The organism is Acinetobacter sp. 161(2023) (genome assembly GCF_037027805.1).
GTDB lineage: Bacteria > Pseudomonadota > Gammaproteobacteria > Pseudomonadales > Moraxellaceae > Acinetobacter.
On sequence record NZ_JAZEYD010000012.1, the window covers coordinates 1 to 14205 of the forward strand.

The 14205-nt window shown below is 37.4% G+C and carries 12 protein-coding genes and 2 pseudogenes; 7 read left to right on the forward strand and 7 right to left on the reverse strand.

What is annotated here, in order from left to right; genetic code table 11:
* From WA249_RS12560 to WA249_RS12570, 3 genes and pseudogenes are all read right to left on the reverse strand, one after another.
* Positions 1-163 (reverse strand): annotated as a pseudogene (locus WA249_RS12560) (darcynin family protein); the annotation flags it as partial.
* Between the two features lie 38 nt (positions 164-201).
* A complete protein-coding gene (locus WA249_RS12565) occupies positions 202-1023 on the reverse strand; it encodes an alpha/beta fold hydrolase (RefSeq protein WP_336169151.1) in 822 nt (273 codons plus the stop codon).
* Positions 1024-1462: 439 nt separating this feature from the next.
* Entirely contained in the window at positions 1463-1792 is a 330-nt protein-coding gene (locus tag WA249_RS12570) for a darcynin family protein (RefSeq protein WP_262728922.1), read from the reverse strand.
* A gap of 121 nt (positions 1793-1913) precedes the next feature.
* Here WA249_RS12570 and WA249_RS12575 point away from each other — a divergent pair, with 121 nt between their 5' ends.
* The 3 genes from WA249_RS12575 (at position 1914) to WA249_RS12585 (ending at position 3454) form a co-directional block, all read left to right on the forward strand.
* Positions 1914-2513 (forward strand): TetR/AcrR family transcriptional regulator, encoded by a 600-nt coding sequence (locus tag WA249_RS12575; protein WP_336169154.1) that lies wholly within the window; start codon positions 1914-1916, stop codon positions 2511-2513.
* A 69-nt stretch (positions 2514-2582) separates the two neighbouring features.
* Positions 2583-2867, forward strand: a complete 285-nt coding sequence (locus tag WA249_RS12580) for a hypothetical protein (protein WP_336169156.1) — start codon at positions 2583-2585, stop codon at positions 2865-2867.
* A gap of 11 nt (positions 2868-2878) precedes the next feature.
* Positions 2879-3454: a hypothetical protein gene (locus WA249_RS12585; protein WP_336169158.1), complete on the forward strand. Its 576-nt coding sequence runs from the start codon at positions 2879-2881 to the stop codon at positions 3452-3454.
* A 7-nt stretch (positions 3455-3461) separates the two neighbouring features.
* Here the strand turns inward: WA249_RS12585 and WA249_RS12590 are convergent, their stop codons facing one another.
* The gene (locus WA249_RS12590) at positions 3462-4325 is read right to left on the reverse strand and encodes a LysR family transcriptional regulator (RefSeq protein WP_336169160.1); all 864 of its coding nucleotides are present in this window, start codon (positions 4323-4325) and stop codon (positions 3462-3464) included.
* A gap of 224 nt (positions 4326-4549) precedes the next feature.
* Between WA249_RS12590 and WA249_RS12595 the strand changes: the two genes are divergently transcribed.
* Complete coding sequence (locus tag WA249_RS12595; protein ID WP_336169161.1) at positions 4550-5443, forward strand: PhzF family isomerase; 894 nt, start codon at positions 4550-4552, stop codon at positions 5441-5443.
* Between the two features lie 197 nt (positions 5444-5640).
* On the opposite strand, the gene dddY is transcribed toward WA249_RS12595, so the two are convergent.
* Entirely contained in the window at positions 5641-6849 is a 1209-nt protein-coding gene (dddY, locus tag WA249_RS12600; protein WP_336169163.1) for a dimethylsulfonioproprionate lyase DddY, read from the reverse strand.
* Between the two features lie 429 nt (positions 6850-7278).
* On the opposite strand from dddY, the gene WA249_RS12605 reads away from it, so the two are divergent.
* Positions 7279-7923, forward strand: a complete 645-nt coding sequence (locus WA249_RS12605; protein WP_336169165.1) for a TetR/AcrR family transcriptional regulator — start codon at positions 7279-7281, stop codon at positions 7921-7923.
* Positions 7924-8004: 81 nt separating this feature from the next.
* Positions 8005-8982 carry an acrylyl-CoA reductase (NADPH) gene (gene acuI, locus WA249_RS12610; protein ID WP_336169167.1) on the forward strand — a complete coding sequence of 326 codons (978 nt, stop codon included), beginning with the start codon at positions 8005-8007 and terminating at the stop codon, positions 8980-8982.
* Positions 8983-9284: 302 nt separating this feature from the next.
* Here acuI and WA249_RS12615 read toward each other — a convergent pair.
* A pseudogene (locus WA249_RS12615) lies at positions 9285-9623 on the reverse strand (hypothetical protein); the annotation flags it as partial.
* 427 nt (positions 9624-10050) lie between these two features.
* A complete protein-coding gene (locus WA249_RS12620; protein ID WP_336169168.1) occupies positions 10051-13584 on the reverse strand; it encodes an AAA family ATPase in 3534 nt (1177 codons plus the stop codon).
* Positions 13585-13932: 348 nt separating this feature from the next.
* Between WA249_RS12620 and WA249_RS12625 the strand changes: the two genes are divergently transcribed.
* The gene (locus WA249_RS12625) at positions 13933-14205 is read left to right on the forward strand and encodes a hypothetical protein (RefSeq protein WP_336169170.1); all 273 of its coding nucleotides are present in this window, start codon (positions 13933-13935) and stop codon (positions 14203-14205) included.

The window sequence follows — 14205 nt, forward strand, 5'->3', positions numbered from 1 at the left end:
CTACAAACTCAAAGTAGGGTACTGTACAGAACTCAGAGTCTCGAATTGCATCAATCACAAAATAATAATCTTGCAGAGATATGGTCTCAAACACAGCAATATCACTCGCTTTAGTGCTAAATGCTTCAACGTCATACCACGGAACTTTTACAGTCGGGTACTTCCTCAATTGAGTAATCTTTGTTCGAAAGAGGCAAGAGATTACATAGGTGCTACGGTATCTACAAAGTGAATGATCTTGGTATTTACTTCATCAGCATACTCTCCGTTGATTGCATGTGAAGCATCTTTAATCATATCTACAGTACCTTTCTTTAAGCTCTCTTGCGCATTGGAAACGGCAGTTTTAGAGTCATTCATGACACTGCGACCCGCCATTAAGGCAAAGACGGGGATATTGATATCTCTCAATTGATCTTTAGTGATTCGTGTTGGCGTTGGTGTCTTGACTGCGAACGTATGCATCCCTGTTTCAATGAGCTGCGCGACGGGGTCATCTGCTTTGACCGTGGCTCCTCCAGAGATATAGCTCAGCATATAATTGCGTATAGGTGTTGGAATCACAGTAATTGATGCTGGAATTGAGATGAGGATTGTAGTCAGCGGAATATTATCAAATACAAATACAGGATCGATAAGACTAAGACTTGCTACCTTATTGGGAAAGTGTACGACATAGTTAGTTGCTGTCCAACCGCCAATAGATACACCTATAAGATGAAGCTTACTCTCAGGCAATTGAGTCAGTGCTTCATCTAGCCATTTTGCTTGATCTTCAGCGTTGGTAATCGCTTTAGTTTGCTTACTCATTCCGGGTTCATTGATTAAGTCGACGGTATAGACTGAACGACTCTTTAATAAACCCGCAAGGTTTGGGCTCCACATGGGTGTAGATGCTGATCGACCCGGTAGTAGTACAAAGGGTTCTTTTGTATTCTTGCCACTATCAAAATAATAAACTCGAACCGTGCCATATGATGTCTTTAGGTCGAGTGTTTTTTTGGGCGTGGGCAAGTTCGCCATTGCTCGATCGTAAGCTCTTTTAAATTTTAGCTTGCCTGTATCAGATGTATAATGACTCAATGGATTAGTATTTCGATCGACAAATAGACCCGCACCAATCAAGATTGTGAGGCCAACAGTGCCGAAAAATAATTTCTTTTTCATTGAGTCATTCCTAAATAAAGCATACGTTGGACGACACAGATAGGTGATTTTTTCAGTGTAGAAACTAGTTAAGCTTTATACTATTTCAATTGTGTTTTACTTTTAATATTCTTCAAATACATCATGCTGAATATAGAAATGAAGGATACCGACAAATTTCCTGTTCCAAGAATAATAGCTCTTCATTTATTACCGTAAGCTAAATTCATAAGCATTGTAAACTTACATACTTATGGTAATGATATAGGCACTGCACTTAAAAATTATGACATTTAGAGGATTTACCGTGCTTCTTTTATAAAGAATTCTCATACTCCACATACCCATCTTCAATTGCAGGAATAATCTCTACAAACTCAAAGTAGGGCACTGTACAAAACTCAGAGTCTCGAATCGCATCAATCACAAAATAATAATCTTGCAGAGATGTCGTCTCAAACACCGCAATATCACTCGCTTTAGTGCTAAATGCTTCAACGTCATACCACCGAACTTTTACAGTTGGGTACTTCTCAAAAATAGGTTCAAGCTTTTGTGCACTAAACTCAGCGCGCTTTTCACGAGCTAAAGCCAACCAAGCAGGCAAAGCTCTTAAGTGAATAAAAAAAGTATAGGTTCTAGACATAACCACTCCATGACTGGGCCGAGTTGTAGTTCAACTGAAAAGACAGCATTTGCTTGTCATATCAATATGACTCAGTCAGTATATGAGTGATTGCTCACATTAAATACTCGCATTTCGGCCCATGTCAGAAACACTCCCAGACCCACGCAAACGCCCGCGTCAAGCACGCTCAGTTGCTACTTTTGAAGCAATTTTAGAGGCGGCTGCTCGCATTTTGGAGTCTTTAGGCTTTGCTGGATTTAACACAAATGCCGTGGCTGAACTTGCTGGTGTAAGCATTGGTAGCCTATATCAATACTTTCCTTCTAAAGATGCTTTAATCGTTGAGTTAATTCGACGTGAGCGGGCTAAGCTTTCAAGTCGTATTGTTGAAGCTATACAGCAAAATGACGCCGCAGACTTAAAAGAAAAATTAAAACTCATCATACAGGCTGCTGTGCAACATCAATTGAGCCGCCCGCAGTTGGCACGAACACTAGAATTTGCCTCTGAACTCATTGGAAAAGACATTGAGGAAAATGAGCATCAACACGAACTTGAAACCATAATTTCTGATCTGTTTATACGCTCTGGCATTTTACATGCACAGACAGCCGCACAAGATGTCATTGCTTTAAGTAAAGGAATGATTAACGCGGCAGGCATAGCAGGGGAAAGTGATTTAAATAATTTACAGTGGCGAGTTGAAAAGGCTGTATTTGGTTATTTAGAGCTATATTAAAAATTATTAATTTTGCTATAAAATAGTATTTTCATTTTATTAAATAATTATATTTTTATTGGGGAGTTTATGAAAGATGAAATTATGAGTAAAGCAGAGGTAAGTGCATTTACTTCAATTTTCTTAGGTTTGACGGGTTACTCTATTTTTATGTTTTATCTACTTGCTAAACGAAGTAAAGGAATAAATTACTTTGATGATTTATCTTCTTTTAATTATAACGTGTCATATTTAATTTGTTTTCTCATTTTTATATTTAGCAAAGTTTTTAAGGAAAATAAGTATATAGCTAATTTTATGCCACTTTTAATAGGGATTCTTTTATCTGTGATGTTCTTTATCGTTGTTTTATAGTGGGGATAGATGTGATTTATAAACTTAAAATGTGGATCTCTAGGGAAGTGGTTGATCCATTTTTTTCATTATATTCGTATATTTATAAAAATTTTGTTCTTGTTCTTTCCTTAAGTTTCTGTGTGATTGTACTACTTTGTGCTCTTAACCCCAGTATAGTCTTTACTCCTAGAAAAGAGAGTTTTGTTGTTTATGAGCCTGAATTTCATTTTAAAAATAGACGTATAAGGTCGTTAGTCGTAGAAAGAGGTAATAAGAATTTTCTTATTAATTGTGCATATTTTAGAAATGAAAATGGTTCATTTTGTGACTTATATAAACCTAGAAGATTGCTTAAATTAGAAGGAAGTTTTTTTCCTTATCCTTCAATATTTCTTGATGGTAATAAAATTGTAGCTAGCAGTGTTCGCTTTGAAGATGGAAAAGGGGGTGTAATTAATTTTTCAACAAGTGAAGAAGAAATTGCTTCTTGGTGGAATTGGGTTATGTTTCCCACCTTATTGATGCGGTATTTAATTTTAATCTGGCTAGTAGTGGTTGTTTTAATATTACTTTTAAAAGCTTTTAAATATCAGAATAAAAGCTAATTTTTTATTACAACAGATATTCTTGTAGTTCTTTTTCAATCGTCTCGCTAATCAACGTTGAATAGTCACTATCCTTAGTATCTAAATGACGCATTAACCACACATCTTGTTTTAAAGTTTGCTCAGGTAATATTGGCACTAGACCCGAAGCCTTTGCAACAAAACAAGGCAGGGCTGTAATTCCTTGTCCTTCAATGACTGCTCGTAGTTGCGAGTGCATGTTATCAAAAGACAAAACAGGCACTGCATCTTGGGTGAGTTCACGCATCCATTGTGCTAAGAACGTATATTGAAGGCTTCGGTCCCAACCGATTATACGATGATTCAGTAAATCATCAGCCGTTTCAGCATGCTCTGTGAAACTGGAAAGATAATCCTTACTACCATAAAGCCCATACTCCAGTTGGCCAAGGCGTCGAATAATGTAACGCCCGCTTTCTGGACGAACAAGTCGAAGAATAATGTCAGCTTCCCGTCGGGAAAAATCAACAGGAACGACACTTGTTGAGATTTCTAATTGTAAATCTGGGTGCTTTAGTTGCAATGCTGTTAGCTTTGATTGAAGCAACTGCTGCCCAATTAACTCAGGTAAAGCAATACGGAACAATGATTGTTGCCCTTGATCGTTGTAACGTTCCATCGCTATTAAATGCTCTTCTGCTTTTTCAGCCAAAGAAAAAAAATGTTTTCCAACGTGGGTGAGTGTATAGCCATCACTGTCTCGAGAAAAAAGAATCGCATTGAGACTTTTCTCTAGTTCAACAGCTCTGCGATGTACGGTAGAAACACTAATACCAAGCAATTTTGCACTGCGGCTCAACCCGCCAGTTCGCCCAATAGCTAACAAAATTTTAGTATCGTCCCAGTTCATACCTTTCCATATTTAGAAAATGCGTTTGCAATAAAAACTATAGTATCGCCGATGCTTAGATTTATACAATTCAAACAATCACTACAAGGCCTCAAAACTCATTATATGAAGCGACTATAAACATTTTAGAGCTGCGACATGTATTACTGCAATTAAATAGGATTTTCTGGTTATGGCGGGAGCTATTTCTGAGATCACAATGTTAACAACAGAGGAGTTGTGCCATGACGACCATTTATGTGGTTGATGCATTTACCACCCAACCAAACACTGGAAATCGAGCGGGGGTTGTTCTAGACGCTGATCATCTTACAACTCAAGAGATGCAAGATATTGCTGCATTCGCAGGGTATTCAGAAACAGCCTTTGTTTTGTTACCTAAAGATCAAAGCCATGACATGCATGTTCGATATTTTACCCCTACAAATGAAGTCCCGATCTGTGGGCATGCGACGATCGCCACTCATTTTTTACGTGCAACTACAGGCCACCAATCAGACTATCCATTAATCGCAAAAACGGGGGCAGGTCATTTACCCGTTTCAATATTTGGAAGTCCAGAAGAATTATTGGTGAAAATGACTCAAGGTCGCGTAGAGTTTTTACCACCTTTTAATGCGATACAACGGAGTGAACTTGCAAGCGCGCTGGGTGTGAGTGAAAGTGATTTTGCTGACTTGCCAATACAAGTTGTCACGACGGGGCATTCCAAGGTTATGGTGCCAATGCTGAGTAGAAGCAAGCTTGATGAATTAATTCCGAACAATGAAAAACTGAAAGCTATTAGCGCTAAAATAGGTTGCAATGGTTTTTTCCCATTTGTTTTGGAAGGTAGTAAGCAAGAACCTATTACGTATGGTCGAATGTTCGCACCTGCAATCGGTATTAATGAAGATCCTGTAACTGGTAATGCAAATGGTCCAGCGGGAGCGTACCTTATTCACTACGATTTAATCGAATGTGACCAGAAAGTAAGTTATTGGGGGTATCAAGGCCTAGCCATACAAAGACCGGGGCGAGTTCTAGTGACAGTTGAGAAAACAGATTCAATATTACACGTCAGTATTGCTGGACAAGCAATTTTAGTTGGCTCAGTTTTGTACTCGGGAAAAGATTGATTCTGTTAAATAAATGATAAAACCTTGCAGTAACACGATAGCTGTCTTTTTTGTTGTGAAGGGTACAACAGGTGCTATTTTAGTTTTTAGATTTACTGCAAATTCATTTGTTGAGCTTGCAGTAAGTTTATCTTGTAAATATTTTTGCAAGAAAGCCTTCTTCAACTACTCATTCTGCTAAGAGTGTGAAGAGGCTCTTAGGGTTTCCAGTCGTGTAATTCACAAATTGCCTTTTCTTCAGGTTTCATTTTCTTTATATCTTTTGGATCACCCGATAGAGGGTGACACAACCGTGTGGATTGCTCATTATCCTGTCCTGTTGTACGAGCCCAAACTGTAACTAAACCAGAATTTTGAATCGTCTGATTGCAACCTTCAAGTGCATGGAATGCATGAATTGAATTACGTTCAAAGTAGGTGAGCCACTTCTGATCTGGATCCTGATTGGAAAACCACTTTTTCCATTTACCTTTTGACCCGTCAATTTGTACATTCCAGCCTTTATCACTGCGTTTTTGTTTGAATTGGTCGCTGTCCCAATGCATCACCATAAACTTATTTTGATCAATACACTGAGGTTTGGTCAGTGTCATATAAATCTCTTGAGGGTGGTGATAATGGTAGGGGTAGGATGTATTGAATAATTGTACGGTCATGCCAATTTCTGCACCTACTTTTTCACCATCAATTTCCTTAATACGCAAGTTACCCCAAGGCCCCATGACTTCCGCATAAAGATAACCACCACGGAAACGGTCGCTTCCCGCATTTGGATTCTCAGCATAAAACGGAATCCAACCTACGGAAGACCAAAGCGTTGGTAATCCTTTGATACTGACATCCTTCGTCCAGTGTGCCTTAGTGTCGGTACGTGAAGTAATTGCTAAGAAATTTTCGTTCAACTCCAGACCAGCTGCGCCGATTTCTCCGCCCAATTTTTTATAGTAATCGGTTAATAGTGGGCGATTAATCCATTTGGAGGTTGCTGATAGTTTTTGCACTTCAGCGCTTGGGGTGTAGAGTGTGAAATCTTTATAGTTCTTTTGTGGGTCGAAACATGCTTTCGCTTTGTTTGGCTCGGCTAATATAGCTCTAAGGTGTTTCGCAACCAATTCGACATCACGGTATTTCATAATACAACGTGTTTGCGCTTTTCCTGTTTCGGAAGAATATGTTTGGGTCGTTGCTTGCGCTGAGTCTTTACATTGACCAGTAGGTGTCTCAAGTGCTTTTAAGTATTGGTCTAAATAGACTAGGGACTCAGTCCAGAACTGGTCTACCAGCTTTTGTTCCTCGGCAGTCAAGCGTGCAGGTTTTACATCGTCTTGGCATTTGAACTCGGCTGCTTGTGCTTGAAAGCATGCAAGCGTAGTTCCAAAAACTACACCTAAAATTCTTTTATTCATGATTCTATCTCTGTTGTTATCGCTAAGTGGAAGAGCTTGATATTTCTACTTAAAGTCTCTAATTTTTTGCACTTTAAAATGATGTAACTAATAAAAAAGCTGACTAAGTCCTTACAGTCGTAACTAACTTTATAGAGTTAGAAAATACTTAAAAATTATCCTAAATATTGAAGTTAAAAATGAAAATCTAAACTTCTATTAAAGAGCACAAAGCTTAAGTTTAAAATGATTTTTACATTTTATCTTTTTGATTTAAAACAACTAATTAATTTTAAATAAGTCTACATTATACTTTTTTTAAAAAAGTTGAAGATCATAAAGTATCTAAAAATTTCGAAAGTCATTGTCAGAAAAAATTATATAAGTTGTTGAAATCAATTTTAATCTAACAAGATTGCTATTTCTAGATGGATGGTCTATTTTATAAATATGAATTATTCGAATTTACCCAAAAGACCACGTGGTCGGCCCACTAAACATGGCATTAACTATGCAGATACGAAAGATGTATTAATACGTCGTGGTATTGAATTGCTTACAGAACGTGGAATGAATGCCATGAGCTTAGATGATCTCATGAAGCCTATTCAAATCCCTAAAGGCTCGTTCTATCATTATTTTGAAAACAAAGAGGCATTTATTTTAGAAGTCCTAGATGCTTATGAAACTTATTTTGTGAAACGATTAAATAAGTTTTTAAGTCAACCAGATCTTAAACCTCTTGAAAAACTACAAAACTTTGTAAAAGACGCTGGAGAAAAACTACAGAAATATGATTTTAAGCGAGGTTGTATTCTGGGAAATTTAGGGCAAGAGGTTTCTTATTTAGCCCCTGAAATCATTGAACGAATAGAAAGTATTTTTCAGGTCTGGCAGAAAATGATTTCTGATTGCTTACGTGAATTTTATTCTGAATACAGCTTAACAGACTGTAATGAAATGGCTTACCAATTTTGGATTGGGTGGGAAGGCGCAGTTCTTAGAGCTCGTTTAATCAAATCTACGAGTCCTCTAGAAGCATTTTATCGCTTGTTTACATTAGGTGTAGAACAGCTCAATAGCGTAAAAAGTTAATTAAAAAATAAATGCAGATGTCTGCATTTATTTTTTAATTAATTCTAGACGGTTAGTCTAATTAAATAGAGAGGAAGTTCTATGTATAAAGGTATCGTAATTACTAAAGATGACGCTGGTTATGTGGCAAAGGTTGCTGAGATTACTCCAAAGCCTTTGCAGGAAGGAGACGTAACAGTTCAGGTAAAATATTCAACATTAAATTATAAAGATGCTTTAGCCATTACTGGGCGCTCTCCCGTAGTGCGTAGTTTTCCATTAACACCAGGTATAGATTTTTCAGGTGTTGTAATTGAATCAAAACATCCAGCATGGAAACAAGGCGATGAGGTTTTATTAAATGGCTGGGGTGTTGGTGAAAAATATTCTGGCGGATTGGCTGAGCAAGTGACTGTTTCAGGTGATTGGCTCATACAGAAACCTTCTGCTTTTTCTTTTAAGGATACGATGATTATTGGTACAGCAGGTTATACCGCTATGCTGTGTGTCATGGCTTTGCAAAAGCATGGCATTAAACCAAATGATGGAAAAATTTTAGTAACAGGTGCAAATGGTGGAGTGGGTAGTATTGCCATTATTATTTTGAGTCACCTTGGCTATGAGATTACAGCATCAACTGGTAGACCCCAAGAATCAGAATATTTAATGAGTTTAGGGGCTAGCGAAATTATTGATCGCGCTGAATTATCTTCACAAGGAAAGCCGCTAAACAAGGAAATTTGGGCAGGTGTGATTGATACTGTGGGTAGTCATACTTTAGCCAATGCATGTGCTAGTACGAAATATCGTGGTGCGGTGGCTGCTTGTGGTCTGGCGGGTGGAATGGATTTCCCTGCAACAGTTGCTCCATTTATCCTGAGAGGAATTACGTTGTATGGAATTGATAGTGTTATGGCACCAATCGAGCTGAGAAAAGAAGCTTGGGAGCGTTTAGCTACAGAATTAGATAAAACGAAATTGGACGCAGTAACGACTGAGATTCAGTTAAGTGATGCTTTAAATTTTTCAAATGAAATTTTAGATGGGAAAATAAGAGGTAGAGTTGTTGTAAAGCTCTAAGCCTTCAAAAGAGCGTTAATGACTCCTTGTGTACCTTTGGGTGAAATGATTTAAGTTTATAAAAAAAGCCATCTACTATGAGATGGCTTTTTACTCAAGGAAATTTCAATAGTCGCTAGGGAAATCTCAATTGTCGTTTTTCGGTAGATACCGTCATACGACACAAGGTTTGTCATTTCGATATTCTTCAATTCAATTACTTAGAAAGCATTGCGACACATGATGACAAGAATCAGCGACACGACCTATGTCAATTTCTTGAGAAAACGACACAACCTCTGTCAATTCTTGAAAATGTGTTTTCAAGAAGCAATTCTATTGCAGCTTATAACAACTACTTGAATTTTACCTTCCTGAGCTGATCGACTATTTGCAATTAACATTTCTTGTAGTTCCTTAGGAGTGTTAGGAATAGGTTTTCCTCTACCCAACGTTTTAAGCTTTTTATTATCAGTTCTCTTATCAAACCAAAGTACTAAATAAATACCTCTACCTTCGGCTCTCCAATCAGTGGTATATAATTTATCAAGTTGTTGGTCAACTCCTGTCCAAAGGTAGCGATGCCACTGACCTTTTATTTCAATTGGTAGACGGAGTTTACCTACAGAGCAAGTGATATCAACTTCTTTGTCATATGCTACCTGAATGGTTAATCTATTATATTTAACAGATTTCTAAGAGAAAATCTCTGAACCAGCGCTGTATAGAATCATGATGAGTGCGTTCATGCCATTAATTTCTTATAACCACCAACTTCAATAGGTGGTTTTTTGGCAATAATACCTGAATCTTTCTCTAATATGAGTCCACCCGTGCAAAGTGACCTTGATGGCATTTTAGTTCTTCATTCTAAATTTGCTGTGAGGTCTGATGATAAGAATAGATTTAATAAAATTGAAGCGTTTAAGATGGGGTATGAAACGGAATCCTATAAAACCAAAATATTATGAATTAAAAATAGAGCCTGATAGCTCTATTTTTAATTAAATTAATATACTCTTATTGAGCAGTCATACTGGACTTAACTATTCCAATTACAATTAATTACGTAGAGATTAGTATTAAAATCTAATCATCATCTTCTAACAGTATCTTTAGTTTAGCGGTAGATACGATAGATGCTGCATCAATTCCGCCATCTGGGCTATCTTCAGATGTTATTACTTGCTCCCAGTAACCATTATCTTTATACCACTGTATCTTTCTGTTCCATGCATCACGATAGGATGGCATTGTTAACATACCAAGATGTTCCCAGTAATAAGTATCTCCTTCAAAGCTGACTGTGAAATCTGGTAAGCGAAAGTCTAAATCGTTGCTCTTTGCATAGAGCGGTTCCTCATACCTTGGGTTTAAGCCAAGATCTAGAAGAATATTCGCAACAATAACCTCACTTTTTGATCGCATTGGTTCACCGTTTTTAGCCCTGTGAATTAGGTTTTCGGTGAATAATCTTTGAGATTCCTGTGGTCGCATCATTAGGTCGAAAATGAAAGAATTGCGGCGTTCTACATCAGAATTACCAGCTTGTCGGAGTCTCAGTAATGGTTGAATATCACCTTGGACTAATAGTACTAGATTTTTCCTAAATCGTGTTAAACCTGTATAAATCAATTCACGTGTTAAAGTATTTGCTGATTGAGGAATAATCAAATAAACCGTATCAAAATCACTACCTTGTGCCTTGTGGACTGTTAGTGCGTAGGCAAGTTCAATAAGGCCATTGACTTGTCCTCTGTAGTAGCGATAAGAGGTTTCTGTTTGGGTTGAGAAAATGACCTGTAAATAGTCCTTTTCTGTTTTCTCTACCAAGCCGATTTCACCATTTGCAATATAATTAAGACTGTTATCTCTAGGCCAGCCTTCTCGTTTTTCATTAAGGATCTGAATAACTTTATCTGACCAGATAATTTCAGAATCACCAAAAGGTTTTGAATATTTTTTCTGCCAAGGATTTCTGCAATTTGATAAAAGCCCACCTTTGAACTGAGCCTGTATTAACCTATTGAGTTCATCAGTTCCTAGAGAGTCGCGTCTAGTTGGTGAAAGAATTTGCCACTTTTCTACTGCATTCCACTGTTTGGAGTCAAATCCTAATGAATTGGAAAAAGACTTGTAATCCTTTATGTCAATTCCCAAATCTTGTTTAAAGCAACCTTGTATTTTTTGCATTAAATCATTTTCATCTTTCCAAAAATGAATTCGTACATCCCCTTGATTTTTACCTTGAGCGAGTAAGCTTAACAACTCGTCATCACTAGGATTATCACTATCTGCGCAATAGCTATTCGCCAATTCCAATCCTGTGCTGATGCTATCTTCATTGTCCGAAATTGTTCTCATGCAAGTATTTAATTTGGCAACGCACTGAGGTGCATTATTTTTCAGCCATTTAATTATGTCTGCAAATGGTCTTCCTGGGCCGATTGGGGGCAATTGATTTGGGTCTCCAACCAAAATAAGCCTAGTTATTTGATCTTTCTCAAGTGCATCCAGTAAAGTAGCAAAAATATCTGATGAAATCATTGAGCATTCATCAATGACTACCGTTTTTGCAATATAGGGCTGTTTTTTACTTTCATGATTTAGAACAAATAGTTCAGGATCATACCAGCCTTGCTTCAAAAGAAATTGATGAATTGTTTCTATTCTACGCCCAGTAGCTGAAGACATTCTAACTCGAGCTTTTCCTGTTGGAGCCAATAATAATAATGGCTGTTTCCCATCCAGTTTTTCCAACCCATCAATAAATACTTTCAAAACGGTAGTCTTTCCAGTTCCAGCACCACCGGTCAGAACACTCACTCGTTGAGTGTAGAGTATTTCTAGAGCGTTTAGTTTTTCAGAGATAGCTTGTCTTTCTCGTTCATTAGTAGGTTGTCCAATTTTGGGGCTTTTACATAAATATTTTTGCCATTGATCGTTATCCCAATTTACTTGATTTGTTCGTTTGACTCTGCGCTTTATAAGGGTTGCTATGCTTTTCTCTTTATCATGGAGTGTTTTTAGAGCAGCCCAGCCTTGGCTTTCATTAAAGCTGGTAGCAAGCACGAGATCGTAAAAATCTTTATCAAACTCAAGAAGCTCTGTATCAGGCTTACATTGTCTGTGCTCAGGGAACCGTTTTTTAATCCACACAAGCAGTTCACTCATTGATAGCAGGCTATCTCCATTCGCAGCGGCTTGCTTCAGTACATCTACTGCTATAGCTCTTACTCTTCTTGGATCATCTTGTAAAACTTCATCATTGGATGGAAATAAAGCAGCATATCCTTCTGGTCGCATGCCATGATCAATTGTATCTAAACAGATTGGGTCTGAATCCGATGTACCAATATCATGCTCACAGATTAAATAGGGATTGGATACCAGTTCATCATCGGTGTGCAATATCCTGCTGATGGTTCGTAGCTCTGGATTTGCAATTCGCTCAACTTGTTTTGCTGTTAATTCAAATCTTGCTAGTGTTTCTAGCAGTTTTCGTCGTGATGTCAGTTTCAGCCATCGAGCACGTGCGGCTATCAATCCACTTTTGTATGGGCTCTCCTCGGGTTCTCGATTATCTTCTAGAATTCCAACTAGATGTTGCCAGATATTAATGCCTTCTTTTATTAACGGGGCAAGTACAAAACGCTGATATGCAGCTCCTTGGGAGCATCCGAGGTACTGTAATACGCTACCTATTCCAGGAAAAGCACCTCGGCCAGTCCATAATTCTGTAAGGATTTCATTGAGCCACGCCAAATGTTTATCCCACTCGCCAGCGACTTTGTTTTCTAATTTCACCTGTTGAACTGATTGGATAAAGCGTTCTACAACACTTAATGCAACATCGTCGCTTACATGTTCCCCGACATATGAAAAGTCTTTTACAGCAGAATTTGGGACTGGACATAGAATTGTCGCAACATCAAAGCCCGCATCAAGATACTCTTGATAAGGTAAACGTACGCCTTGATTTGGAAAATCTTGAGTTATTGCCCTAGACCAAATAGGGTAGTCGTCAGTAAATCTATCTGTTTGTCCAAAGTAAACTTGCTGACCGATTTTGTTGATCCTACCTATACCAATAAGAATTCGTGAGTGTTCTTCGGATAGTGGATTAGATTGATTCAAATAGTAAAATACTAAAGATTTTTTGGGTTCTAGCTTGTTCCAAAAATGGTTAAGCAGTTTTCGTTGACGATCAGGTTCATATACCCAGCCTACCTCTCTGCCATCATCATTTGGTTGTAGTTTGAATCTCTCCGACTCAACGATATCTCGCAAGTTTTCTTCCCTCATCCATCTATATGGTGAAGGACAGCAGGTAAAACTGCTTAGGTCTTCAGAGCCACTAGGTAAACGCCGGTGTTCAAGTGGATCATTGTGTGTGATCGTATAACCATATTCCCCATAAGCTCCCACGTCTCGGGAACATGGTGGTAATTTATCTAGATCGGAAAACAATACATTTGCATGTTCTTCTTCAAAATCGAGTTTTCTTGATTCTCGAATATGTTGTTGTTGCACACAAGATACATTGCACGATGGTTTTTTGCAGATACGGCCATTCCAAGCTGAGTCATGCCAAGTTAACCGCACAGATAAATGGGTTGTCATTAATAAAATCCTATTTAATATTTTGGAGCTATAACACCGCTTTATAATTATTCGCTAGTTACTAATATATTGTGCAAGATTATAGAAGGATATTGAATATTAAGGTCTTAAAAATATTTAGTTTGGTAAGATCCAATCTCCAAAAATAGTCTATTCTCTGAATAGCCACTGATTTTGTAGACACTTTTAAGTGTGTTATGGACTGCTTTCAAAAAACGTAATTTGTGTATTTTTTGACTATAATATGCATTGCACAATAACGAAATGTTTTTATATGTTGCATCAAAATGCTTATGCGTAAGCTATTATTAGAACATTAAATAAAAATTATCATTTTATGGGGTAAAAGTGAGTCAAAAACTAATTCCATTTGGCTTTGATATTTATAGTGAAATGTCATTGGATGAAATCGTACAAGCATTGAAATTTTGCCCAATTACATACGAGATAGAGCAATTAGATTCTCAACATTTCTTTTTTAAAGTTGAAGATTCGTATCAAAAAAGCCTCATTCTTAATTTCTTAAATGATTTTAAATTACGTCAAGAGTTGGATAAGCAAATTAGTCCACAACAAAAGTCATTTGTTGATGCAATTATTTTAGCAAGTATAAGTAAATAA